Annotated in this window: 16 protein-coding genes and 1 pseudogene; 6 read left to right on the forward strand and 11 right to left on the reverse strand. The window is 72.7% G+C overall.

Annotated elements, in window-relative coordinates; translation table 11 throughout:
- Positions 1-71 precede the first annotated feature (71 nt).
- The 5 genes and pseudogenes from OO67_RS10615 to OO67_RS10635 form a co-directional block, all read right to left on the reverse strand.
- Positions 72-4,040 (reverse strand): type VII secretion protein EccC, encoded by a 3,969-nt coding sequence (locus OO67_RS10615; protein ID WP_033299190.1) that lies wholly within the window; start codon positions 4,038-4,040, stop codon positions 72-74.
- A 36-nt stretch (positions 4,041-4,076) separates the two neighbouring features.
- Complete coding sequence (locus OO67_RS10620) at positions 4,077-5,153, reverse strand: MinD/ParA family ATP-binding protein (RefSeq protein ID WP_033299191.1); 1,077 nt, start codon at positions 5,151-5,153, stop codon at positions 4,077-4,079.
- Positions 5,154-5,206: 53 nt separating this feature from the next.
- Positions 5,207-6,547 (reverse strand): type VII secretion integral membrane protein EccD, encoded by a 1,341-nt coding sequence (gene eccD / locus OO67_RS10625; RefSeq protein WP_033299192.1) that lies wholly within the window; start codon positions 6,545-6,547, stop codon positions 5,207-5,209.
- A 176-nt stretch (positions 6,548-6,723) separates the two neighbouring features.
- Positions 6,724-6,983 (reverse strand): annotated as a pseudogene (locus OO67_RS10630) (hypothetical protein).
- A gap of 302 nt (positions 6,984-7,285) precedes the next feature.
- Positions 7,286-8,815 carry a PucR family transcriptional regulator gene (locus OO67_RS10635; RefSeq protein WP_051709268.1) on the reverse strand — a complete coding sequence of 510 codons (1,530 nt, stop codon included), beginning with the start codon at positions 8,813-8,815 and terminating at the stop codon, positions 7,286-7,288.
- 121 nt (positions 8,816-8,936) lie between these two features.
- On the opposite strand from OO67_RS10635, the gene OO67_RS10640 reads away from it, so the two are divergent.
- The 3 genes from OO67_RS10640 to OO67_RS10650 all read left to right on the forward strand — a co-directional run bounded on the left by OO67_RS10640 (position 8,937) and on the right by OO67_RS10650 (position 13,150).
- Positions 8,937-10,403 (forward strand): sodium:solute symporter family protein, encoded by a 1,467-nt coding sequence (locus OO67_RS10640; RefSeq protein WP_033299194.1) that lies wholly within the window; start codon positions 8,937-8,939, stop codon positions 10,401-10,403.
- Between the two features lie 99 nt (positions 10,404-10,502).
- On the forward strand, positions 10,503-11,471 hold the full coding sequence (gene speB / locus OO67_RS10645; protein WP_033299195.1) for an agmatinase: 969 nt from the start codon (positions 10,503-10,505) through the stop codon (positions 11,469-11,471).
- Positions 11,468-13,150, forward strand: a complete 1,683-nt coding sequence (locus OO67_RS10650; RefSeq protein ID WP_033299197.1) for a thiamine pyrophosphate-binding protein — start codon at positions 11,468-11,470, stop codon at positions 13,148-13,150. Before speB ends, OO67_RS10650 begins: the two co-directional genes overlap by 4 nt.
- Before the next feature lie 50 nt (positions 13,151-13,200).
- On the opposite strand, the gene OO67_RS10655 is transcribed toward OO67_RS10650, so the two are convergent.
- Entirely contained in the window at positions 13,201-13,566 is a 366-nt protein-coding gene (locus OO67_RS10655) for a hypothetical protein (protein WP_033299198.1), read from the reverse strand.
- 309 nt (positions 13,567-13,875) lie between these two features.
- On the opposite strand from OO67_RS10655, the gene OO67_RS10660 reads away from it, so the two are divergent.
- From OO67_RS10660 to OO67_RS10670, 3 genes are all read left to right on the forward strand, one after another.
- The gene (locus tag OO67_RS10660; RefSeq protein WP_051709282.1) at positions 13,876-17,568 is read left to right on the forward strand and encodes an ABC transporter ATP-binding protein; all 3,693 of its coding nucleotides are present in this window, start codon (positions 13,876-13,878) and stop codon (positions 17,566-17,568) included.
- 102 nt (positions 17,569-17,670) lie between these two features.
- Complete coding sequence (locus OO67_RS10665; protein ID WP_033299199.1) at positions 17,671-18,135, forward strand: hypothetical protein; 465 nt, start codon at positions 17,671-17,673, stop codon at positions 18,133-18,135.
- Positions 18,136-18,212: 77 nt separating this feature from the next.
- Positions 18,213-19,679: a S28 family serine protease gene (locus OO67_RS10670; RefSeq protein ID WP_033299202.1), complete on the forward strand. Its 1,467-nt coding sequence runs from the start codon at positions 18,213-18,215 to the stop codon at positions 19,677-19,679.
- Positions 19,680-19,725: 46 nt separating this feature from the next.
- Here the strand turns inward: OO67_RS10670 and OO67_RS10675 are convergent, their stop codons facing one another.
- From OO67_RS10675 to OO67_RS10695, 5 genes are all read right to left on the reverse strand, one after another.
- Positions 19,726-20,388, reverse strand: a complete 663-nt coding sequence (locus OO67_RS10675) for a hypothetical protein (protein ID WP_051709270.1) — start codon at positions 20,386-20,388, stop codon at positions 19,726-19,728.
- 99 nt (positions 20,389-20,487) lie between these two features.
- Positions 20,488-22,344, reverse strand: a complete 1,857-nt coding sequence (locus OO67_RS10680; protein ID WP_033299205.1) for a glycoside hydrolase family 3 protein — start codon at positions 22,342-22,344, stop codon at positions 20,488-20,490.
- A gap of 157 nt (positions 22,345-22,501) precedes the next feature.
- Positions 22,502-23,290 (reverse strand): sugar phosphate isomerase/epimerase family protein, encoded by a 789-nt coding sequence (locus OO67_RS10685; RefSeq protein ID WP_033299206.1) that lies wholly within the window; start codon positions 23,288-23,290, stop codon positions 22,502-22,504.
- Positions 23,291-23,399: 109 nt separating this feature from the next.
- Positions 23,400-23,996, reverse strand: coding sequence for a GAF domain-containing protein (locus OO67_RS10690; protein WP_033299207.1), 597 nt, complete (start codon positions 23,994-23,996; stop codon positions 23,400-23,402).
- Complete coding sequence (locus tag OO67_RS10695; protein ID WP_033299209.1) at positions 23,980-24,861, reverse strand: S8 family peptidase; 882 nt, start codon at positions 24,859-24,861, stop codon at positions 23,980-23,982. The genes OO67_RS10690 and OO67_RS10695 overlap by 17 nt, the downstream gene beginning before the upstream one ends.
- Position 24,862 lies beyond the last annotated feature (1 nt).

The raw sequence follows: 24,862 nt of genomic DNA on the forward strand, positions 1-24,862 counted from the left end.
GCGCCGGTCCGGCGAGCGGTTCACCCGTGCCGAGCATGATCGGCAGAGGTGAGCCGACCGGCAGGCGGGTGTCATCCGGGCGTGTACACCGTCTGGATCAGGCGGCTCGACTCGCCCTTGCGGATGAGCAGGCCTCGGCCCGCCGGCTGCCGGCTCGCGTACACCCCGGGGAACAGCCGGCCTTCGCTGTGGTCGCCGTCCATGAGGACGGCGGTCGCTCCCGACTCGCGCAGACCGTGCACCAGCGGCTCGTACATGCCCCACGACGCTCCGGCCACCTGGCGCGACAGGACGAAGTGGAGGCCGATGGCCGGCGCCGCGTGGATGTACGGCACGAACGCGGCGAGCGGTGAATGGCCGTCCGCCATCAGTACGTCGTAGTCGTCGACGAGCACCACGATCCGTGGGCCGGTGCCCTGGTCGCCGGGCTCCAGGGCCTCGGGGGGAGTGGTGTCGTCGGGCAGCCGCTTCTCCAGCTCGGTGGCGATCCGGGCCGCGAGACCCTCGCACAGTTTGGCGTTGTGGGCGTAACCGCCGTCGAACTCCTTGGGGATCGCGCCACGCAGACCCTGCCTCGGGTCCATGACGGCGAAGATCAGCTCGCCCTCGTCGTAGCGGTCGATGAGACCGTCGGCGACGGTCCTGAGGAGAGTCGTCTTGCCGCACTCGCTGTCGCCCAGGACCAGCAGGTGCTGGTCCTCGTCGAAGAGATCGAGCAGAGCAGGAGCGAGTGCGTCCTGGTCCAGGCCGATCGGCACCCGCCGGGGCTCGGCGGCCGGGCCGGGGAGCAGGTGCGGTTCCAGGACGTGGGGCAGCACGTGGACAGGCGGGGCGGCGTCACCGCTCCAGGCGGCGCGGACCGTACGAGCCGTGCGGTCGAGGGCCGCGTCCAGACCGGTGTCGTCCGCCAGCCCGTCCGTACGGGGGAGCGCGGTGTGGGCGAAGAGCCCGCCGTCGGTCAGGACGCGGCCGGGCACGTCGGGTGACAGCGTCCCGGCGAGCCTGCGGTCGATGCCGGATTCGCCGGGGTCGTTCAGACAGAGCTCGACCCGGGTGCCGAACGACGCCTGGGTGGCCAAGTCCACGTCGTTCCGGTGGAGCATCCCGGCGACGACGTGGATGCCGTGGTCACCGCCCCGTTCCAGGATGTCGACGACCGAGTCGTACAGCTCGCCGAAGTCCTCGCGCAGTGCGTCGAAACCGTCGACGACCAGCACGATCTCCGCGGACGCCAGCTGGGGCAGCCGGCCCGCACGGTGCAGGGTGCGCAGGTGCTCGACGGAGTCGACGGCGTGCTCGCGGAAGAGATCCTCGCGTGCTTCGAGCATGCTCCGCACCATCTCGACCGTACGCACCGCGCGTTCGGGTTCGGCGCGGTCCGCGATGCCGCCGACGTGCGGCAGTCCGGAGAGGACCTGGAGTTCGTCGCCGCTCAGGTCGAGGCCGTAGACACCGATCTCCTGCGGGGTGTGGGTGAGCGCGAGCGACAGGACCAGCGTGCGCAGGAGCGTCGTCTTCCCGGACTCCGGACCACCGATGACGGCGGCGTGGCCACCGCCCTCCGTGAGGTCCAGGTACCACTGTCCCTGCCACTGACCGGTCGGATCGTCGAGCAGGCCGAGCGGAACCCGGAGCGGGCTCCGCCGCCCGGCCAGCTGCAGTCCGCGCGGGCCGGTTGCCAGCGGACCGGCGGCCTTGTCGAGGGCGAGTGCTGCGGGCAGCGGTGGCAGCCAGATGCCGCGTACCGCCGCGGCGGCGTCCTCCAGCTGTTCGACCACGGCTTCCAGGACGGTCGGCCCCGTCCCGGGGCGTCCGGGCGCCGGCTCCCCCTGGCCCGCACCGGCCGGTGCGGACGTGCTGTTGAAGGCCGCGTACTCCAGCGCGAGGGGCCCGCTCCTCGTCCCGGCCGCCCGCTGCGGGGGCTCCTGGTGGTCGCCGGAGACATGGCCCGTCCTGAAGCGCTCGTAAAGACCGGTGCCCTCCTTGACATAGCCGAAGCCCGGCGGCAGGTGGACCGCGTCCGTGGTGTCCAGGACGGAGCGCGACTCCTCGGCGGAGAAGGTGCGCAGACCGATCCGGTACGAGAGGCAGGCGTCCAGGCCCTTGAGGCCGACGCCCTCGACCCGTTGGCCGGACAGGAGCAGATGCACACCGAGGGGGCCGCCGGTGCGGCCGATGGACAGGAGCAGGTCGACGAAGTCGGGCTTGGCGGACAGGAGCTCGCCGAACTCGTCGATGACGACGAACAGGTGCGGCAGCGGCTCCAGTTCGGGCCGTTCCCCGGAGCGCAGCACGGCGTACGCACCGATGTCGGCGACGTCACCCGCGTCCTCGAGGGCCTGCCGGCGGCGGTTCACCTCACCGGCGAGGGCGGCGTCGACGCGCTCGACGAGGCCTGCCTCGTTCTCCAGGTCGGTGATGACACCGGCGACGTGCGGAAGCATCGAGAACGGCGCGAAGGTCGCACCGTCCTCGTAGTCGATGAGGAGCAGGGCGAGGTCCTCGGGCGGGTGTGTGGTCACCAGGGCGAGGATCAGGGAGCGCAGCAGCTCGGACCTTTCCGGACCGCTGGCGCCGGCACACAGGCCGTGAGGGCCCATGCCGAGCTCCGAGGAATCCTTGAGGTCGAGCAGCACCGGCTCGTGCGTGTCGCCGATGCCGATGGGCACGCGCAGGAAAGCGCGTTCGCCGCGTGGAGCCCACAGCCGTGACAGGTCGAGGCGCGCCACGTCGTCGATGCCGAGCAGACCGGCCAGGTCGACGGTGTCCGGCGGAGGGGCGCCCTCCAGGGCCTCGGCGGACAGCCGCAGCGGCGCCAGCATCCGGGCCAGGCCCTCGGCGAAGGGGCGGCCGACCTCGTCGACGGTGCCGTGCGCACTGACCGGTTCGGGCCCGCGCAGATCCTCGATGACCAGCTGGGTGCCCTCGACGGTGACCCGGATGCCGATGTGTCCCGGCTCCTGGACGCGCTGTTCGAGCAGGTGCAGGACGGTGACGCCCATGTCAGGCAGGCCGACCGCGTCGTCCGGGCGGGGCAGATCGACGGCGTACTCGCCGTGTCCGTCCGCGACGACGAGGAGCCGGGGCCCCGGGGGCTCGGCAGTGTGCCCGGCCAGGCCTCGGCTCGCCTCTGCCGCGTGCGACGCGCGGCGGCCCAGGTCGGCGCCGATCCCGTCCGCGAGCTGGAGGACCGACGGGGCGATACGCCGCGCGGCGACCTGCCCGTCCAGCTGTTCGGCGTCCAGGAGGTGCGGAAGCCACTTCGCCCACTCCCAGTCGGCGATCCGGTCGCCGGGCACGGCGAGCGCCATCGCCACGTCGTCGGGGGCGTGCGTCGCGGCGGTCTGGACGAGCAGGGCGCGGGCCACCCGCAGGCAGTCCTCGCGGGGGCCGATGACGCTGATGTTCCCGGCCCGGTCGAGCGGCACCGTGAGGGGCAGTTCGGCCCCCGTACGGAACTGGCTGAGCAGCGCCGAGGCCTCGTTGAGCATGAACGGGTCCGGCGGAGTGAGGACGGAGGAGCCCGCATCGGCGATCTGCAGGTCGCACACGGGCATCTCCCCGATGCCGGCCCGCACCCGCAGGAAGTCCGGGTCGTCTCGGCGGCGTTCCCACCGGCGGGCGGGGTCCCGCACGATGTCGTACAGGGCGTACGGCGGCGGATCGAGCACGTCGGCGCGCTCCCGGCGCGCGCGCTCCTCCGCGGAGAGTTCTGCGCGCAGGCCCTCGACGTAGGCGAGGTAGGCCTCCCGCCGGGCGCGGAGGGCGCGCCGGGCCCTGCCGTACGGGGAGAGGAGGAGCGCGCCGGAGCCGATGACGGTCACGGCGAGGACGATCGCGCCCAGTGCGGCGACCCTGCTGTCGCGTACGGCGGTCATCAGCACGAGGGACGACACGACCGCCGCGACGGGAAGCAACGGCACCGCGACGCTGCCCGCCTTCCCCCCGGGGAGGGTGGGCGGCGCCTCGATGGTGCGTGAAGGGGCGGCGGCCGGGGGCCGGGTGGCCCTGGCCGGGCGGTGTATCAGTCGGGTGCTCATGGGCGTCCGTCACTCACGGTCGGGCTCGGCAAGGGGTCAGCGATGCTTCTGCGACAGCTGGAAGACGTCCGCGGCGATGCGGGTGGCGGCCTGCCGTGTCGGGAGAGCGAGCAGTTCGGTACGGATCGCTCCGCCGGCGGCCAGGTGACGGTCGTACGGGAGGACCTGCACGCTCGCTCCGGTGGACGCGAGCTTCTGCACGGCCTTGTCGAGGTCGATCCCCGCACGGGGCGTCTGTTCGGTGAGTACGACGACCGTGCCGTCGATCACACGGCGGGGCAGTGCCTGGATCCACTCGAGCACGTTGTGGGCGCTCGTGACGCCCTCCGGCGTGGCCGGGGCGGTCAGCACACGGGCCTGGGACGCGGAGAGCGCGACCCGGGCGACCTCGGCGGGCAGTGTCTCGCAGTCGACGACCGTCACACCGAAGTAGCGGCGCAGGGAGACCATGACCCGCTCGTACGCCCTGGCGTCCAGCATCGCGCCGATCCGGCCCTGACTGCCGGGCAGCAGCCAGGCGTTGCCGGGGAGCTGGACGAGGTAGCCGGTCACGTCGAGCAGGGACATCTGCGGTTCGACGATGTGCGCCATGTCGCCGGCGGTCCAGCGCAGCGACCGGGCGCCGAGCCGCAGCGGCAGTGAGCCGAGCGCCGGATCCGCCTCGACGAGCAGCACCGGGTCCTGCCTGTAATGCGCGTACGTGGTGCCGAGCAGCGCGGCGACGGTCGACTTGCCCGCGCCGCCCCTGATCGAGGTGACGGCGATCTGCCGGCCGGTCGTCACGGGCTGCTGGAGTTGCTCGGCGGTGCGGGTGATCTCGGCGACCTCGCGGGCCGCCGAGGAGGAAACGATTCGGCGCAGTCCGCGTGCGACCCGCGCCGCGAGGGGCTCTCCGTGCCGCGGTCCGCGTACCGCTTCGGCCAGGCCGTCGTCCATCACGGGCCGGGCGTCGGGCGCGGTACGGGGCGGCCTGCTGCCGGGCGGGGGCAGGCCGGGGCCCGGTGCGGGGGTGCCGGTGCCCCGCGCCGGACCGGTGTCGCTCCGCACGGCGGACGCCGCAGCGCCTCTCCTGTCGCGCCGCACGTCGCCCTGCCAGTTGTCCGTGTTCGGCATGTCTGCCTTTCCCCTCCACCGCACCGCCATGGCGGAGCGCCCCGCACGTTGACTCAGAACTTGTCGAGCAGCTGTCCGAACACGCCGAACACCCCTGCGGCGAGCGGGAAGAGCGCCACCGTGCCGGCGGATTCGACCAGGTCCGCGGCGCGGCGCAGCCGGACCCGCACGTGCTCCGGCGGCTCCACCGCCAGCACCAGCAGGGGGAGCAGCGCTGCCGCACCGAGCACGGCGATCGCCCCCGCGCCCCCGGCGTGCTGCATCCACAGCATCATCAGGCGTACGAGGAGGATCCCGGCGACGGCTACGAGCGCCACCACCTCCACGACCAGGGGGAACGCTCGTGCCCCGGACAGGAGCAGCACGGCGACGACCGAGGCCAGCACCACCGTCCACGCGGTCGACCGCTCGGCCGAGGCGAGCAGCCAGCCCGCCGCGCCCGCCGACACCGCGGTGACCAGGGTCGCGAGGGCCAGGCCCCGGTGGGTGGCCGCGAGAGCGTTGCCCACCTCGTGACGGCTGACGGAGACGCCGGTGGCGCGGCGGTCGTCGAGTGCGGTGAGTCCGGACGCCGTCAGGGCGATCCTCGGCAGCAGTCCCAGCAGCACGACGGAGAGGACCGCCATGACGGCTCCGAGCCGGGCCGGGTCCTGCTGGACGGCTGCTGCGCCCTCCCAGACCACGGTGAGCGAAGCGGTCGCCGCGGCGCCGATCAGCCCGCCGCGGCCGAGCGGCGAGAAACAGCCGAGGAGCACCAGCGTCAGGACCAGCGCGCCCGAGACGGCGCCCAGGCGCACGGCTGGTGGCCAGTCGTACGCATCGGCCGCGGTCCACGCGGTGAGCACGCCGAGACCGCCGGAGACGGACAGCAGCGCGGTCGCGAGCGTGCGGTGGCCCTGCCGGGCCCTGGCGGCGAGCACACCCGCCGCCAGGAGAGCGGACGTGAGCAGGGTGAGCACGCCGGCGAGGGAACCGAGCGGGAACTCCCGGCGGGCGAGCAGTGCGGCAGTCAGCGTGAGAACGGTGGTCGCCGCGCCCGCGACCGCCCGGCGCGCGGCAGGGCGCCGGCGCCAGGCCCGCAGATCGAGGTCGTCGGCCACATGGTCCGCGACGTCGTGCACGACGGGGGCGGGAAGCGCGGCCCGGGACCTGACGAGCCGGAGCACGGCGCCGTCGGATATCCCGGCCGATGCCAGGGTGCTGTCGTGCGCCAGGGCCGAGCCGGCGGACGTCAGCAACTGCCGTGTCAGCGGGCGCGATGCGATCTGGTCGTCGAGCAACTGGAGAATATCCGGCAGCAATTGCCCGATCGGGGTGTCGGAGGGCAGGACGACGTCGGCCCGGCGCCGCTCGCCGACCAGGGTCACCCGGCTCACTTCCGAACGGGATGTCATTGCTGTGCTCGCCACTTACGGCAACCTATCATCGCGATTCGGGGAGTTCCCGGGCCAACTGCCCACGGACTCCGGCCATTCCATGAGGGTTGCCGCGAGCACGGGAAGCCGGGCCCTCTTCCCGGCCCCTTTCGCGGAATTGCCTCCGGGCAGGGGGCCCGCCGTTTCCGGGGTATTCACGCGCTGTTCGCACTCCTGGCCCGACGCCGCTGTCCGTCCCGCCCCGCCTGCTGTTTCGTCAGGTGTGCTGGAGAAAGGACCATCCCACGCAACCCGCGCACAGGACGGCCGTGACGACGATCCCCGCGAATGCCTTCCCGAGCCGTTCGTCCGCCGTACGCCCGGCCCTCTGCGCACCGAACAGGAGCGCGTTCCGCATCCGCCGACGGCGTATCCCCACCGATTCGGGCAGTTGGCTGTCGTGATTCCGTGCCATGCGTCGTCCGCGCCCCAGCCGTCCGTAACGTCAGTCGTCCTCGCTCCGAAACATAAGGCACGGGGGAGCGGGAGTACATGCCGGGAGACAGGGGCGGGTGGTGGGCCATGCGGATGGCCTCGCACGCGTCGACCGGAGTCTGCTCAGGTCTGATGGACGGCGGCGAGGCGGGGGGGCGCGTCGTGGCCGGTCAAGAGCTGACGCCGCGAGTGCCGGCCGGCCTGGTTTCCGCACCTCTGCCGGCCGGGTGTCCGGAGCCCACGCGGTGACGGGCCGGGCCACTGTCACCGTGCCCGGGTTCCTCATCGGCCGTGAGCTCGTCCGCCGTAGCCCGCCGGCCCGCGCCCCCGCAGCGCGAACCACAGCTCCGTCCGCACGTCCATGTCGTCCAGGTCCATGTCCAGCAGCGCCGCGCACCGGGCGATGCGCTGGCGGACCGTGTTGCGGTGGACGCGCAGGGCCACCGCCGTGCGGTCCCAGCTGCCGTGCAGGCTCAGCCAGCAGCGCAAGGTCTCCGGCAACGGCTCGGAGAGAGGGGCCAGCAGGGCGCGGGCATGGGCTTCGGCGCGGTCGGCCGGGATCAGGCCGGCCAGGCCTCCGGCGCCGGGGCGGTGCGCGGTCAGCGGGGTGCGGGTCGCCTCCGCGTGGCCCAGGGCGCGGGACGCCTGGGTGTCGGCGTCGGGCAGGGCGGTGACCGGGACCCGTTCGGAGACGCCGAGGGTCCAGCCGGGCTGTGCGGTCACCGGCTCGTGGGGGCCGGGGAGCAGGACCCGTACGGTCTCCCGGTCCACGTCCGACAGTGCGGAGCCCAGCGCCGTGCCGAGGGCCCCGGCGCTGAGCGGGTCCGCCGGGGCGCCGTCGGCGCGACGGGCGTGGACCACCGTCCACGAGTCGCCGTCGCCCAGCAGCGGCGCCACGTCCTGCGGGGCCGCGCCCAGCAGCAGCCGTACGAGCGCCGCCGAACGGCCCGCGGCGTCGGCGCCCTGGTGCGGGGCGGTGAGCAGGGAGAGCAGCACGACGGCGATTCCCGCGACGGTGTGGTCGCCGGAGTCGCGCCGGGGCGTCGCCAGGGTGAGGGCCAGTCCCCGCCCGCCGCCGAGCGCGTACGCGAACAGGTGGGTGCCGCCCCGGGTGTCGGTCGCCGACGACGGGTTCGGCTTCCGGCCGGGGGAGGCGGCGGGCGGCGTGGCGGGGGAGGCGGCGGACGGTGTGGCGGGAGCCACCACCCGGGCCAGCCGGGCCAGTGCCGTCTGCGCGTCCGGTGCCGGGCGCCCGCCCGCCGCGTGCAGCACACCGCCGTCCACCGTGAGCAGCGCGACCCGGCCCTCCAGCTGGACGGCGAGCTGCCGCAGCACCGCGGGCACCGGGTCCGGGCGGGCCGCCGCCGTCGCCAGGGCCTGCTGGGCCCGGGTCACCCGGCGCAGCTCCCGGTGGCGCGCCTCCGCCATGAGCCGCCACACCGCCCGGGCGACCGCGGCGAAGCGGGTCTCGCGAGGCACCTCCAGCAACGGCAGCCCGTGCCTGTCGCAGGCCTCCACCAGGGCGGCCGGCACCGTGTCGTGCACCGGCGCCACCCCGAAGCCGAGGGCCGCCGCCCCCGCCTCCACGAGCCGGGCCACGTAGGTGTCCGCGTCCGTGAGCTGGACCCCGGCGGTCAGCAGGAGCTCGCCGCCGAGCAGGTACGGATACGGGTCGGCCATCTCCGAGGTGTGCACCCACAGCAGATCCGCGTGGTCCGGACCGGCGATACGGCGCAGTCCGAGCTCCTCCCGGCCGAGCAGTTCGGCCAGGGGGATGGGAGGGGCGGGAGGCCCGGCTGGGGAGTCCGGCATGGATGGTCCATCCACTCGGCGGCTTGAGGATGGATGAAACGTACACTTCAGCGTCGGCTTCCGGCCACCTACCGTCTTCCTCACCACACCCCCTGAGCGAAGACGAGACGGAGGAAGGCCCATGGCTGTCGACTACGCGGTGATCGTGGTCTATCTGGCCGGCATGCTCGCCATGGGCTGGTGGGGCATGCGCCGCGCCAAGTCCAAGAGCGAGTTCCTGGTCGCCGGGCGGCGGCTCGGCCCCTGGATGTACTCCGGCACCATGGCCGCGATCGTCCTCGGCGGTGCCTCGACGATCGGCGGCGTGGGCCTCGGCTACCAGTACGGGCTCTCCGGCGCCTGGATGGTCTTCACGATCGGCCTCGGACTGCTCGCCCTGTCCGTCTTCTTCTCGGCCCGCATCGCCCGGCTGAAGGTCTACACCGTCTCCGAGATGCTGGACCTGCGCTACGGCGGCCGGGCCGGGGTCATCTCCGGTGTCGTCATGTGGGCGTACACGCTGATGCTCGCGGTCACCTCGACGATCGCCTACGCCACCATCTTCGACGTCCTGTTCGACGTGAACCGGACCGTCGCGATCATCCTGGGCGGCACGATCGTCGTCGCGTACTCGACGCTCGGCGGCATGTGGTCGATCACGATCACCGACATGGTGCAGTTCGTCGTCAAGACCATCGGTGTCCTGCTCCTCCTCCTGCCGATCGCCGTGGTCAAGGCCGGCGGCTTCAGCGAGATGAAGGCGCAGCTGCCCACGGAGTACTTCGACCCGCTGGGCATAGGCGGCGAGACGATCTTCACCTACGTCCTGATCTACACCTTCGGCATGCTGATCGGCCAGGACATCTGGCAGCGCGTGTTCACCGCCCGCAGTGACCGGACGGCACGCTGGGGCGGCACCGTCGCCGGCACGTACTGCCTGGTCTACGCGGTCGCCGGGGCCGTCATCGGCACCGCGGCCAAGGTGATGTACCCGACGCTGCCCAGCGCCGACGCGGCCTTCGCGACGATCGTGAAGGACGAACTGCCCGTCGGCGTGCGTGGGCTGGTGCTGGCCGCCGCGCTCGCCGCGGTGATGTCCACCTCCTCCGGCGCCCTGATCGCCTGCGCGACCGTGGCCAACAACGACATCTGGTCGCGGCTGCGCGGTGTGGTGGTGAAGGACGGCGGCGAGGAACGCGACGAGGTGAAGGGCAACCGGGCGTTCATCCTCATCATGGGCGTCGCCGTCATCGTGATCGCCATCGCGCTCAACGACGTCGTCGAGGCGCTGACCGTCGCCTACAACCTCCTGGTCGGCGGGCTGCTGGTGCCGATCATCGGTGGTCTGCTCTGGCGCCGGGGCACCGCGGCGGGCGCGCTGGCGGCCGTGGGCGTCGGCGGCGTCGCGGTGATCGCGCTGATGGCGGCCTACGGAATCCTCGCCAACCAGCCGGTCTACTACGGGCTGCTCGCCTCGCTCGCCGTCTACGTCGTCGTCTCACTGGCGACGAAGCCGACCGACGCCGCCGTGCTGGCGGCCTGGCGCGAGCGGCTGGCCGGGCGGGGGACCGACCACGATCCGGCCACCCCGGATCCGGTCTCCGTCTGAGCGTCCACCGGTACAGGGGGCCGCTCCGGCTCCTGAGAGACTCAACAGCGTATGAACGCCCACAAGGCGTGCATGGCCCAACGAAAGGCACCCGCACCCATGAGCAGCAACGAAGCGCCGCGCGGCCCCGTCGACTCCTCCCGCGTCCCGCGGTACGCCGGACCCGCGACGTTCGCGCGGCTGCCCCGGCTCGACGAGGTCGGCTCCGCGGATGTCGCCGTCGTCGGCGTGCCCTTCGACAGCGGGGTCTCCTACCGCCCCGGCGCCCGCTTCGGCGGCAACGCGATCCGCGAGGCCTCGCGGCTCCTGCGCCCCTACAACCCGGCGCAGGACGCCTCGCCCTTCGCGCTCGCCCAGGTCGCCGACGCGGGTGACATCGCCGCGAACCCCTTCAACATCAACGAGGCCGTCGAGACCGTCGAGGCCGCCGCCGACGACCTGCTCGGAACCGGTGCCCGGCTGATGACGCTCGGCGGTGACCACACCATCGCGCTGCCCCTGCTGCGTTCCGTCGCCAAGAAGCACGGCCCCGTCGCCCTGCTCCACTTCGACGCCCACCTGGACACCTGGGACACCTACTTCGGCGCCGAGTACACCCACGGCACGCCGTTCCGGCGGGCCGTCGAGGAGGGCATCCTCGACACGGAGGCGCTGTCCCACGTCGGCACGCGCGGCCCGCTGTACGGCAAGCAGGACCTCACCGACGACGCCAAGATGGGCTTCGGCATCGTCACCTCCGCCGACGTCATGCGGCGCGGCGTCGACGAGATCGCCGACCAGCTGCGCCAGCGCATCGGTGACCGCCCGCTCTACATCTCCATCGACATCGACGTGCTCGACCCGGCCCACGCCCCCGGCACCGGGACCCCCGAGGCGGGCGGCCTCACCTCGCGCGAGCTGCTGGAGATCCTGCGCGGGCTGTCCTCCTGCCACCTCGTCTCGGCCGACCTGGTCGAGGTGGCCCCGGCGTACGACCACGCGGAGATCACCTCCGTCGCGGCCTCGCACACGGCGTACGAGCTGACGACGATCATGTCCCGCCAGATCGCGGAGGGCCGCACCCAGTGAGTCACGACCACGACGACAGGCCGCAGCTCACGGCCGCGCAGGCCGAGGCGGCACTGAACCCTCCGCCCGGCCGCAACGGCGGTGACCTCGTCGTCGAGACCCTCCAGGGCCTCGGCGCCACCACCGTCTTCGGGCTGCCCGGCCAGCACGCGCTCGGGATGTTCGACGCCCTGCGCCGCTCCTCGCTCTCGTACGTCGGACTGCGCGTCGAGAACAACGCGGGTTTCGCCGCCGACGCCTACGGCCGGATCACCGGGGAGGTGGCGCCCCTGCTCCTCTCCACCGGCCCCGGGGCCCTGACCTCCCTGGCCGCGCTCCAGGAGGCGGCGGCCGCATCGGCACCCGTGCTGGCGATCTCCAGCCAGATCCCCACCGCCGGGCTCGGCGGCGGGCGCCACGGGTACCTGCACGAGCTCCGCGACCAGAAGGCGTCCTTCCGCGACATCGTGAAGTCCGTCCACACCGTGCGCACGGCGTCGCAGATCCCGTCCGCGATCGCCGCCGCCTGGGAGTCCGCGCTGACCGCCCCGCACGGCCCGGTCTGGGTGGAGATCCCGCAGGACGTACTGCTCGCCGAGACCGTCCTCCCCGTGGTCAGCGCCCTCGACGCCACCCCGCGCGAGCTGTACCCGCGCCCCGAGCTGACGCTCGCGGCGGCCCACCTGCTGTCGAACGCCGAGCGTCCGGCGATCATCGCGGGCGGCGGGGTCGTACGCTCCGACGCGGCCGGCAAGCTGCGCGCGCTCGCGGAGAAGATCGACGCCCCGGTCGTCACCACCTTCGGCGGCAAGGGCGCCTTCCCCTGGGAACACCCGCTCTCGCTCCGGTCCTGGCTGGAGGACCGGTACACCACGGACTTCCTGGAGTCCGCGGACGTGCTGCTGGTCGTCGGCTCCGGACTCGGTGAGCTCTCCTCGAACTACCACACGTTCGCCCCGCGCGGCCGGATCATCCAGATCGAGGCCGACGCGGGGAAGCTGGAGTCCAACCACCCCGCGCTCGGCATCCACTCCGACGCCCGCGAGGCCCTCGCCGACCTCCTGGACGCCGTGGAGCCCCGTGAGGACGACACCGCGCCGGAGCGTGTCCGGGCGCTGCTGGAGAAGGTCCACGACCGGATCGCCGCACAGGACCTCACGCTGGAGCAGCAGGTGCTGGCCTCGGTCCGCGAGGCGCTGCCCGACACGTCCCCCAGCTTCTGGGACATGACGATCCTCGCCTACTGGGCCTGGTCCGCCTTCGACGCCCGCCACCCGAACACGATGCACTCGGCGCAGGGCGCGGGCGGCCTCGGCTACGGCTTCCCGGCGGCCATCGGTGCCGCCGCCGCCGACCGGACCAAGCCGGTGCTCGCGGTCTCCGGCGACGGCGGCGCGATGTACTCGATCGCCGAACTCGCCACCGTGCGGCAGTACGACCTGCCCGTCACCTGGCTGATCGTCGACGACGGGGGCTACGGCATCCTGCGGGAGTACATGACGGGCGCCTTCGGCGAAGCCACGGCCACCGAGCTCTCCCGCCCGGACTTCGTGGCCCTCGCCGAGTCCTTCGGCGTCCCCGCGGTCCGTACGACGCCCGAGACCCTGGCCGCCGACCTCGGCAGGGCCCTGGCGGCACCCGGCCCCTCGGTGGTGGTGCTCCCCGCGCTGCTGAGGATGTTCGAGCCGACGCATCTGTAGCGGATGGCTGTGCCGGCCCCGGGGCGCGACAGCCCCGGGGCCGGCCCGTCTCACCCCGTGCCGACGGTCCTGCCGATCGCGGCCTCCTGCGCCGTGCGGCCCTCGTGGAAGCGCTCCTGGAGCGCGGTGTCGCGCAGGGAGCCCGGCAGGTCCCTTCCGCAGGGCAGCAGGTCCGGGAGGGACCTGAACACGGTGGCCGCCGGTCGACCCTGCCCCCTGTTCCGGGCCGCCAGCAGGTACTTCCCCGCCGCGTGCAGGTGCTTGGTCAGGTGCTTCGACGGCTCCAGGGCGAGCTTCCGCAGGACGTCCGGCCGGCCGAGCGAGTGATGCTCCCCCTCGCCGAGTCTCTCCAGCTCCGCCAGCGCCGCGTACAGCCGGCCGCAGAGGTAGGCCTCCGCGTTGAGGTCGTTCGCCATCCGCTTCCCCGTTCCTTGATCCCGTTGCGGGCGGTCATCCCTACCCCGCCGGTCCTGGGACCACCCCGGCGCCGACTCGGCCGATCGGCCGGGAATTGTTGCGGGAGGATGAAATCCGCAGCTGACGGCGTTGGGGACATGCGGTAGGTCAGGCGGGGCGACGGGGCGAAACAGGAGGCACGGGCGGTGGGCGCGGAGAAACAGGGCGCGGAGAAGCAGGGCGCAGGGCAGCAGGGCGCGGAGGAACAGGGCGCAGGGCAGCAGGGCGCGCGGAAGCAGGCCGCAGAGGAACAGGGCTGGGGCCGGCGGCTGACCGGATACGCCTGGCGCTACCGCCGCAACGTCGTGCTGGCTCTGGGGTCGTCGCTCGCGGGAATGGCCGTGATGGCCCTCGTTCCGCTCATCACCAAGGTGATCATCGACGACGTCGTCGGCAGCCACACCCGCTCCCTCGGCGTGTGGACCGGACTGCTCATCGGGGCGGCCGTCATCGTCTACGTCGCCACCTTCGTCCGCCGCTACTACGGCGGGCGGCTCGCCCTGGACGTACAGCACGATCTCCGGACCGAGATGTACGGCACCCTCACCCGGCTCGACGGGAAGCGGCAGGACGAGCTCTCCACCGGGCAGGTCGTCGGGCGGGCCACCAGTGACCTGCAGCTGATCCAGGGGCTCCTCTTCATGCTCCCGATGACCATCGGGAACATCCTGCTCTTCGTCATCTCCCTGGTGATCATGGCGTGGCTCTCGCTGCCCCTGACCCTCGTCGCCCTCGCCGTCGCCCCCGCGCTGTGGTTCATCGCCCGCCGCTCGAAGGCCCGGCTCTTCCCCGCCACCTGGTACGCCCAGAGCCAGGCCGCCGCCGTCGCCGGAGTGGTCGACGGGGCCGTCTCCGGGGTCCGGGTCGTCAAGGGGTTCGGCCAGGAGGAGCAGGAGACCGGCAAGCTCCGCGAGGTCAGCCGCAGGCTCTTCGCGGGCAGGCTGCGCACGATCCGGCTGAACTCCCGCTACACCCCGGCGCTGCAGGCCGTTCCCGCGCTCGGCCAGGTCGCGATGCTGGCCCTCGGCGGCTGGCTCGCCACCCGGGGTGAGATCACGCTCGGCACGTTCGTCGCCTTCTCCACCTACCTCGCCCAGCTCGTCGGCCCGGTCCGGATGCTCGCCATGGTCCTCACCGTCGGCCAGCAGGCACGGGCCGGTGTGGAACGCGTCCTGGAGCTGATCGACACCGAGCCGTCCATGGAGGACGGCACCAGGACGCTCCCGGCCGACGCCCCCGCGCGCGTCGAGTTCGACGACGTCCGCTTCGGCTACGACGAGGACCGTCCCGTCCTCGACGGGTTCTCGCTCACCATCGAGCCGGGCGAGACCGTTGCCGTGGTCGGCGCCTCAGGCAGCGGCAAGTCGACCGTCTCGCTCCTGCTGCCCCGCTTCTACGACGTGTCGCACGGCGCGGTCCTGGTCGGCGGCCACGACGTCCGTGAGCTGACCCAGGACTCGCTGCGGGCCGCCATCGGGCTCGTGCCCGAGGACAGCTTCCTCTTCTCCGAATCCGTCGGCGCCAACATCGCGTACGGATACCCGGGCGCCACCCAGGAGCAGATCGAGACGGCCGCCCGTGCCGCCCAGGCGCACGGCTTCATCTCCGCGCTCCCCGAGGGCTACGACACCAAGGTCGGCGAGCACGGGCTCACCCTCTCCGGCGGACAGCGCCAGCGCGTGGCGCTCGCCCGCGCCCTCCTCACCGACCCCCGCCTCCTGCTGCTCGACGACGCCACCTCGGCGGTCGACGCGCGGGTCGAACACGAGATCCACGAGGTCCTGGCGCGGGTCATGGACGGCCGCACGACCCTGCTGATAGCCCACCGCCGGTCCACGCTCGGCCTCGCCGACCGCATCGCGGTCCTCGACCACGGGCGGCTCGCCGACATCGGTACGCACGCCGAGCTGGAGCGCCGCTCGGCTCTCTACCGGCGGCTCCTCACCGACCCGGACGAGCTGGGCGGCACCTCCCCGGGGCACCGGCCGGCAACGGCCGTGGCACCCGAGGACGACCGTGCGCTCCAGGAGGAGCTGGACGCCGAGTTCGACGCCGAGCGCGGTGTCACCCCCGGGTTGTGGATCCGCAAGGAGGAGGAGCGCGACGCGGCGGCGGCCGGCATGCCCGCCACTCCCGAGCTGCTCGCCCAGGTCGACGCGCTGCCGCCCGCCACCGACGCCCCCGGCATCGACGAGGCGAGCGCGGTGCGCCCCGAGAAGTCGTACGGACTTCGCAGGCTGCTGCACGGCTTCGGCCGTCCGCTGCTGGTGAGCCTGGCCCTGGTCGCGGTCGACGCGGGCATGGGCCTGCTCCTGCCGGTGCTGATCCGGCACGGCATCGACGACGGCGTCACGAAGATGGCGCTCGGCGCGGTCTGGGCGGCGGCTGCACTCGGTCTGCTGGCCGTCCTCGTCCAGTGGGCCGCCCAGATCGGTGAGACCCGGATGACGGGCCGCACCGGCGAACGCGTCCTGTACTCCCTGCGCCTCAAGATCTTCGCGCAGCTCCAGCGGCTCGGCCTCGACTACTACGAGCGCGAGCTGACGGGCCGCATCATGACCCGGATGACGACGGACGTGGACGCGCTGTCCACGTTCCTGCAGACCGGCCTGGTCACCGCCTTCGTCTCCCTCGTCACCTTCTTCGGCATCACGGTCGTGCTCCTCGTCCTCGACATCCAGCTGGCCCTGGTCGTCTTCGCGACGCTTCCGCTGCTGATCGTCGGCACGTTCTTCTTCCGCCGCAAGAGCGTCAAGGCGTACGAGCTCGCCCGGACACGCATCAGCGTCGTCAACGCCGACCTCCAGGAGTCCGTCTCCGGGCTCCGGATCGTCCAGGCGTTCCGGCGCGAGCGTGACGGCGCCGAGCGGTTCGCGGCGCGCAGTGACCACTACCGCCAGGCGAGGGTGCGGGGGCAGTGGCTGATCTCCGTCTACTTCCCGTTCGTGCAACTGCTGGCCTCGGTCGCGGCGGCCGCCGTGCTGATCGTCGGCGCGGGCCGTGTGGACAACGGCACGCTGACCACGGGCGCGCTGGTCGCCTACCTGCTCTACATCGACCTGTTCTTCGCCCCGGTGCAGCAGCTGTCCCAGGTCTTCGACGGCTACCAGCAGGCCAGTGTCTCCCTCGGCCGGATCCAGGAACTCCTGCGGGAGCCGACGTCCACGGCCGACCACGAGGATCCGATGGACGTCACGTCGCTGCGCGGCGAGATCGCGTTCGAGGACGTGTCGTTCGCCTACGCCGGCGAGGAGGAGGCCCTCACCGGGATCGACCTGCGGATCCCGGCCGGCCAGACGGTCGCGTTCGTCGGCGAGACGGGGGCGGGCAAGTCCACGCTGGTCAAGCTCGTCGCCCGCTTCTACGACCCGACCAGCGGCCGGGTCACGGCGGACGGTACGGATCTGCGCCGGCTCGACAGGACGGCGTACCGGCACCGGCTCGGAGTCGTACCGCAGGAGGCCTACCTCTTCGAGGGGACGGTCCGCGACGCCATCGCGTACGGGCTCCCGGACGCCACCGACGCGCAGGTGGAGGCGGCGGCCCGGGCGGTCGGCGCGCACGACATGATCGCCACCCTGGAGGACGGCTATCTGCACGAGGTCGCCGAGCGGGGCCGCAACCTCTCGGCCGGCCAGCGCCAGCTGATCGCGCTCGCCCGCGCCGAGCTCGTCGACCCCGACATCCTGCTGCTCGACGAGGCGACCGCCTCCCTCGACCTCGCCAGTGAGGCACAGGTCAACCAGGCGACCGACCGGCTGGCCGGCCGGCGCACCACCCTGGTGGTCGCCCACCGGCTGACGACGGCCGCACGCGCCGACCGGGTCGTGGTGATGGACCGGGGCAGGGTCGCCGAGGACGGCACGCACGACGAGCTGCTGGCCAGGGAAGGCGCGTACGCCCGGCTGTGGCGCACCTTCATAGGGGAGGACATAGGGGAGGGCACCCCGGCAGGCGTATGACGTCCGCCGTGCGGTCGCCGTCCCGGTACCGCCGCGCCGGAACCCGGCGGCCCTCTTCCTGCGTCGTACACCCATGCGTACGTGTGTCCGGTGAGGGGCAGCGTGTTCGATGAAGCGGGCGGAGTGGTTGGTGTGGACGGTGTGGTGAGACCGCTGAGGTCATCGGGGCGGCAGGGGCGGCGAGCAGGCAGGCGCCTGGCGGCCGCGCTCCTGGTCCTGCCGGTGCTCGGGGCCCTCGTCCTGGTGCTGGGGCCCGCCGGGACGGCACCGGCGCAGGCCGCGTCGGCCTGCTCGGGGCGGCTCGTCAAGACGGTGACGTTCTCCACCGGGTCCCTGCGCGTCTACAAGAGCCGCGCCTACGCGTGCGCCGTCACCGTCGCCAAGAAGCCGGGGGCACGCCGGGCGATGAAGGTGTCGCTCCAGCCGCGCGGCGGCCGGGCGGCCGTCGACAGCGGCAGGTTCACCAAGCTGGCCGGCCCGGTCACGGTGCACGCCCTGAACCGCTGTGTCCGCGCCACGGGCTCCGTCGGCAGCTCCTCCGGCTCGACGGGGTGGATCCTGTGCTGACGTGCGGGTGGGTCTGGCGTGGCAGGTGGTACCCCCGCTAGGTTCACGGCGACTGTCGTGAATCAAGGGGAGGGTGCATGCGCAAGGTGCTCAGAGGCGTTCTGTCGCTCGCGGTGCTCATAGGCACAGTGAGTGCGACCGGAGCCTCGGCCGGAGCGGCCACCGCCGCGGAACCGGCCGCGAAGCAGAGCAGCTCCACCAGCAGCGAGGACATCAAGGACCGCATCCTGGCCATCCCGGGAATGAGCCTGATCGAGGAGAAGCCCTACCCCGGCTACCGCTTCTTCGTCCTCAGCTACACCCAGCCGGTCGACCACAGGCGCCCGTCGAAGGGCACCTTCAAGCAGCGCGTCACCCTGCTGCACAAGGACACGACCCGGCCCACGGTCTTCTTCACCAGCGGCTACAACGTCTCGACCAACCCGAGCCGCAGCGAGCCGACGCAGATCATCGACGGCAACCAGGTCTCCCTGGAGTACCGGTTCTTCACCCCGTCCCGTCCGGCGCCCGCCGACTGGTCGAAGCTGGACATCTGGCAGGCCGCCAGCGACCAGCACCGGGTCTTCAAGGCGCTCAAGAAGATCTACTCCGAGAACTGGCTCAGCACCGGCGGCTCCAAGGGCGGCATGACCGCCACCTACTTCGAGCGCTTCTACCCGAAGGACATGGACGGCGTCGTCGCCTACGTCGCCCCCAACGACGTGGTCAACAAGGAGGACTCGGCGTACGACCGGTTCTTCGCACGCGTCGGCACCCAGGAGTGCCGGGACCGGCTGAGCGGCGTCCAGCGCGAGGCCCTCGTCCGCCGTGAGCCGCTGGAGAAGAAGTACGAGGCGTACGCCGCCGAGAACGGCCTGACCTTCGACACCGTCGGCACGCTCGACAAGGCGTACGAGGCCGTCGTCATGGACTACGTCTGGGCGTTCTGGCAGTACAGCCTGGTCGCCGACTGCGCGTCGATCCCGGCCGACGCCCCGAACGCCACCGACCAGGAGATCTGGGACTCCATCGACGGCATCTCGGGCTTCTCCGCCTACGCCGACCAGGGCCTGGGGACCTACACGCCGTACTACTACCAGGCGGGGACCCAGCTCGGTTCGCCCGACATCGAGCAGCCCTGGCTCGGAGACCTGAGCCGCTACGGCTACCAGCCGCCGCGCAACTTCGTGCCGCGCTCCATCCCGATGAAGTTCCAGCCCTCGGCCATGCGGGACGTGGACAGCTGGGTCAGGAACAACGCCCGGCAGATGCTGTACGTCTACGGCGAGAACGACCCGTGGGGCGCCGAGCCCTTCCGTCTCGGCAAGGGCGCCCGGGACAGTTACGTCTACACCGCGCCGGGCGCGAACCACGGGGCCAAGGTCGCCGGCCTGGTCACCGACGAGAAGGCCAGGGCCACCGCGGCCATCCTGCGCTGGGCGGGGGTCGCACCCGCGGCTGTCCAGGCCGATCCGGCGAAGGCGAAGCCCCTCGCGAAGTTCGACGCGCGCCTCGACGTGCGGGATGCCGAACTCCAGCGGGACCGGGGCACGCTGCGGCCGTAGGACGGACCGCGCCGGGCCGAAGTGGGCTGTGCGCACCGGGTGTCGCTCACACCCGGTGCGCACAGCCCACCGGTCTGTCCCCGCCCAGCGCCACGTACAGGTCCGTCGTGCCGGGACAGAGGGCGCGTCGTGCCACCGCCGAGCCGACCTCGAACTCCGGCGGGTGCTCGCCCGAGCCGTCGCAGGCGGTCTCCCTGACCTCCCCCTCGCGGAAGCCGTGGACACAGTCCCCGACGACCGTCAGCGGGCCGCCGCCCTGCCCCGGATCGCCCGGGTGCGGGGACTCCAGGTTGCGCATGCAGGCGTATCCGCGGGGCGTGGCGGGGCTGCTCGGCGCGGGGGCCTGGCTGCTCCGCGAGGGGGCCGGGGCGTCCTGCGGGGGAGGGGGGCGGCCCGGGGAGATGTGCAGGACGAAGTCGGTCGCGGGCGGACACGACGGCCCGTCGGCGGGCGCCCCGGTGTAACGCGCCAGCACCCGCGCGGCCGCCTTCTCGCTGCCGCACCACACCTCACGGAACGCCTCTCCGCGTGAGCTGCAGTCGGCCGGCCCCAGGAACACCGGCCCGTACCCCGAAGGGCCGGCGCTGCCCTGCGGTCCCCCGGCGGGCGTGCCCGGTGCGCCGTCCCCCGGCAGGCAGGCCGCCAGGCAGAGCACCACGACGACGGGCAGCAGGGCGTGCACCACCCCCGCGACACGGCGTTTCTCCACGAACGACCCCCCGGTGCGTCCACACGGACGTGCACCCAGCGTGACCCGCCGGAGCGGGCACACGCCAGGTGCACGGGGGTTTTTAGCTCATAGGGGTGGTTACGGCGAGGGTGGGGCGTAACTCCGGTACGACAGTCCGTAGCCGACCGGGTACAGCGCCTGCGTGGGGGCGTCCGCCCGCTGCACCGGGACCGGCAGCCTGCCCTCCGGCCGGGCCCGCCCCGCGATCACGCGAGCGGCGGCCCGCAGCTCGACGTCCGTCCAGGAGTACGAGGCGAGGCTCGCGGCATGCCCCGTCCCGGCCAGGTGGGCGATGTCGTACGGATTGCGGATCGCGAGGGTGACCACGGGCACGCCGGTCGCCGAGAGGGCGCTGACCAGGGTGCGCTGGGAGCTGGTCGCCGTGACGTTGTACGTACCCACGATCACCGCGTCCTTGCCCTCGGCCGCCGCCACGGCTTCGGCGATCTTCGCGGCGGACGGTGCCGTGCCGGTGGACAGCGCGGTCGCCGCGTATCCCAGCTCCTCGAAGGCCCCGGCGATCGTCGTGGTCGGGGGGCCGGTCGTGCCGGAGGGGGAGGCCGGATCGGCGCCGACCACCAGGAGGTTCTTGTGGGACCGGCGGGAGAGGGGCAGCAGCGAGCCGGTGTTGGCCAGCAGCGTGGTCGTGCGCTCGGCGATCCGGTCGGCGGCGGCCAGGTGCGACCGGATGCCGACCGTGCGGTCGACGCCCCGGTGGGTGACGTACGGGTCGCGGAACAGCCCGAGCTTCGTCTTCAGCCGCAGGATGCGCAGGATCGATTCCTCGACGCGGGCCTCGCTGATCTCGCCGCTCTTCACGGCGTTCAGGACGGCGTTCCAGGCGACCCCGAGATCCGGCGGGTTGAGCAGCTGGTCGACGCCGGCCAGCAGTGCGAGGACCGGGACGCGCTCGTCGCCGTACTTCGTGCGGACGCCCTCCATCCCCAGGGCGTCGGTGACCACCACACCGTCGTAGCCGAGCTCCTCGCGCAGGATGCCGGTGAGGATCGGGCGGGACAGGGTGGCGGGGTCCTCCGACGGGTCCAGGGCGGGCACCACGATGTGGGCCGTCATGATCGAGTCGATACCGGCGGCGACGGCCGCCCGGAACGGCGGGGCGTCCAGCTCGGCCCACTGCTCCCGGGTGTGGTGGATGACGGGCAGACCGGTGTGGCTGTCGGTGCTGGTGTCCCCGTGGCCGGGGAAGTGCTTGGCGGTGGAGGCGATACCCGCGCTCTGATACCCCTTCACCTGCGCGGCGACCAGCCCGGCGACCGACTCCGGGTCGGAGCCGAAGGAGCGCACACCGATGACGGGGTTGGCCGGGTTGACGTTGACGTCCGCGTCCGGCGCGTAGTTCTGGTTGATGCCCAGCGCCGCCAGCTCGGCCCCGGCGATCCGGCCCGCCGTGCGCGCGTCGGTCCGTGAACCGCCCGCCCCGAGTGCCATCGCTCCCGGCAGCAGCGTCGCGGGCTCGCCGACGCGGCACACGATGCCGTGCTCCTGGTCGGTGGAGACGAGGAGCGGCAGCGGAGTGGGTCCGGCGAGCCCGGCCCGCTGGATGCCGTTGGAGAGGTCGGCGATCTGGTGCGGGTCGCGGGTGTTGTGCGCCCAGGCGAAGTAGATGATGCCGCCGACGTGGTACGTGGAGATCAGCTCGGCCGCGTCGCGGACGCCGATCTCGGCGAGGTTGGCGTCGACGTCCGCCTGGTCGGGGTCGGTCGCGGAGTGCCCGTACACCCGCATCACGAAGAGCTGGCCGACCTTCTCCTCCAGGCTCATCCGGGCGATGAGCCGCTTGAGACGGCTGTCCGTGGAGGTGCCGGAGACGGCCGCCTGTGCCGTACCGGGCAGAGCGGCGACGCCGGTCGCCGCTGCCGCGGCGGTTGCCGCGGTGGCGGTGAGGAGGGTGCGTCTGGAGGTGCGGTAGTGCACGTGAGCCCCTTCCGATGCTGAAAGAAACTTCCAAGAAGGTACGGATATATGGAAAGTAACTACCAGTCAAGGGGGCGGCCCGAGAACGGGCACGACACACGGAAGGCGGCTGGTCTCCCGGCGGGGCGCCGCACCCGCCGGGAGACGGGGGTCCCGCCTACTGCTTCGGCGCGCCGAGCCGCAGCAGGTGCTCCCGCCCCGCCGCCAGCAGCTCGGGAAGACCGGCCGCCTCGGCGTACCAGCGCTTCTCGTACTCCCAGCACACCCAGCTCTCCGGGTCCAGTGCGTCCAGGCACGCCTTCAGCGGGAGCACCCCCGTGCCGAGCGCCAGCGGCGTGGTGTCCTCGGCGGAGGCGATGTCCTTCACCTGTACGTATCCCAGGTGCGGGGCCAGCACCGCATGGCTGGCCGCGGGTTCCTCCCCGGCCAGCCAGGCGTGCATCACGTCCCAGATCGCACCGATCTGCCCGTGCCCGACGGTCCCCACCACCCGGGCCACGTCGGCACCGGCGCGGTGCGAGTCATGGGTCTCCAGGAGGATCCGCACACCCAGGTCGGCGGCGTGCGGGGCGGCGGCTCCCAGCCGCCGCGCGGCGATCGCGTCGGCGTCCGCGGGGTCCTGGTCCCCGCCACCGGGGAAGACCCGGACGTTCGCCGCGCCCAGGTCGCGTGCCAGTTCCACCAGCTCGGCGAGCTCGGCGAGCACCGGCCCGTCCTCACCCCCGGCGGCCACCCTCACATAGCCGGCGACGGTCAGGATCTCGACCCCGCCCCGCTTGAACTCCTCGGCGACGGAGGCCCGTTCGAGCGGGCTGAGGCCGGTGTTGACCGGCTCCTCCGGATGGGCGCGCAGCTCGACCCCCTGGTATCCGTTCCCGGCGGCGAGCCGCACCACGTCCGCGACGGGCATGCCCGGCACTCCGAGGGTCGAGAAAGCGAGCTTCACGATGTGTCCTTCCGCTGGGGGCCGGCGCGGGAACGGCCCGGCACTCTCCCGGCTCCTGCCCTCCGGACCCGGCCGTCACTCCCGCGCGCCGCCCCAGCGTACGGGCCCCTCAGTCCGTGCCCCGCAGCAGTCGCTCCAGGCTGCCGAGCAGCTGCAACGCGTCCTCACGCCGCTCGCCGTCCAGGGCCCGCCCTCCGGCGCCCGCGGGGTGCGGGGCGAGCACCCGCAGGGCGGCCGCCGCCTGCCGGGCGAACATCGCCAGCAGGTCCAGTTCGCGGACGCCCGAGCGGGCCTGGGGCGAAGGATCCAGTACCTCCAGCACTCCGAGGACGCGCCCGTCACTGATCAGCGGGGCGGCCATCAAGGCGTCCGGGACGTACTCGGTGGACTCCGCCAGGGAGCGGTCGAAGGACGCGTTCTGGCTCAGGTCGTCCACCACCATCGGCTCACCCGAGGTCACCACCCAGCCGGCGATGCCACGCCCCGCCGGGAACCTGCGCCCCACGAGGAACTCCTCGCCCTTCCCCGAGACCGCCTGGAAGACCAGTTCGTCCGCTTCCTCGTCCAGCAGACAGACGGAGCCGGCCGCGGCCCCGAAGATCGCGCGCGCCACGTCGACCACGGACTGGAGCAGCTCGTGCCGGGCGGCGTCACCCGGGGCGGGCAAGGACGCGGAGGGGAGAGTGGCATCAGTTCTCGGAGTCATCACGGGTATCTCCTGCCGCTGTGGAAGGACGCGGGCCGGCGTGCACGTTGGCCGCGGACAGATAGAGGGCGTTCTTGAGCTGGAAGGCCGTCATGCGGGGGTGGCCGGACAGGACACGGGCGCAGAGCCCCGCGACGTAGGGGGTGGCGAAGCTGTTGCCGGTGGTGCGGATCGTCTTTCCGCCCAGCCAGGGCACGGACACGTTCTGCCCCGGGCCGAAGAACTCCACCGGGGGGTCCGGGTTGTAGAGGTGCAGCTCGTCGTCCTCCTGGTGGCTCCCCACGGAGATCACCGAGGCGAACCGCCAGGGAAAGCTCTCCACCGGGGTGTTGTGCGCCGACGCCACGATCACCGTGCGGCCGAAGTAGGCGCTGTCGGCCAGCTGGTGCAGCTCGGCGGCGAACCGGGAGCGGGTGGTCGACAGGCTCAGGTTCACGATGTCGAAGCGCTGCTCCACGGCCCACCGGAGCCCGGCCATCAGGACGTCTCCGGTGCCGGAGAAGCGCTCACCGAGGACCCGGACGCTGTGGATCTCGCAGTCGGGGGCGGTACGGCGGATGATGCCCGCGCACGCCGTCCCGTGGCCGCAGGTGTCACCCGTGGTGGTCGGCTCGACCGTGATCTCCTGGCTCTCCGGGTCCTTGACGACCACCCAGGAGCTCTCCACCGGGCCGACCAGCGGATGGTCGCGCTCCACGCCGGAGTCCACCACGCACACCCGCACGCCGCGTCCTGTCGCCTGCCGCGCGGGCCGGCCGCCCGGTGGTCCCTCGTCAGCGGGTACCGGCAGGTCCTCCGGTCCTCGCCCCCGCAGGCTCCAGGTGAGTCCCTGCCCCGGCACCGTGCCCGTTCCGCTGGTTCCCATC

Source organism: Streptomyces atroolivaceus, from assembly GCF_000717025.1.
GTDB classification, from domain to species: Bacteria; Actinomycetota; Actinomycetes; order Streptomycetales; family Streptomycetaceae; genus Streptomyces; species Streptomyces atroolivaceus.

Bases quoted from the DNA above. Each gene is read 5' to 3' on its own strand.
- OO67_RS10690 (WP_033299207.1), bottom strand. From the start codon at position 23,996: ATGACTCCGAGAACTGATGCCACTCTCCCCTCCGCGTCCTTGCCCGCC.
- speB (WP_033299195.1), top strand. From the start codon at position 10,503: ATGAGCAGCAACGAAGCGCCGCGCGGCCCCGTCGACTCCTCCCGCGTC.
- OO67_RS10615 (WP_033299190.1), bottom strand. From the start codon at position 4,040: ATGAGCACCCGACTGATACACCGCCCGGCCAGGGCCACCCGGCCCCCG.
- OO67_RS10670 (WP_033299202.1), top strand. From the start codon at position 18,213: ATGCGCAAGGTGCTCAGAGGCGTTCTGTCGCTCGCGGTGCTCATAGGC.
- eccD (WP_033299192.1), bottom strand. From the start codon at position 6,547: ATGACATCCCGTTCGGAAGTGAGCCGGGTGACCCTGGTCGGCGAGCGG.
- OO67_RS10635 (WP_051709268.1), bottom strand. From the start codon at position 8,815: ATGCCGGACTCCCCAGCCGGGCCTCCCGCCCCTCCCATCCCCCTGGCC.
- OO67_RS10695 (WP_033299209.1), bottom strand. From the start codon at position 24,861: ATGGGAACCAGCGGAACGGGCACGGTGCCGGGGCAGGGACTCACCTGG.
- OO67_RS10640 (WP_033299194.1), top strand. From the start codon at position 8,937: ATGGCTGTCGACTACGCGGTGATCGTGGTCTATCTGGCCGGCATGCTC.
- OO67_RS10620 (WP_033299191.1), bottom strand. From the start codon at position 5,153: ATGCCGAACACGGACAACTGGCAGGGCGACGTGCGGCGCGACAGGAGA.
- OO67_RS10655 (WP_033299198.1), bottom strand. From the start codon at position 13,566: ATGGCGAACGACCTCAACGCGGAGGCCTACCTCTGCGGCCGGCTGTAC.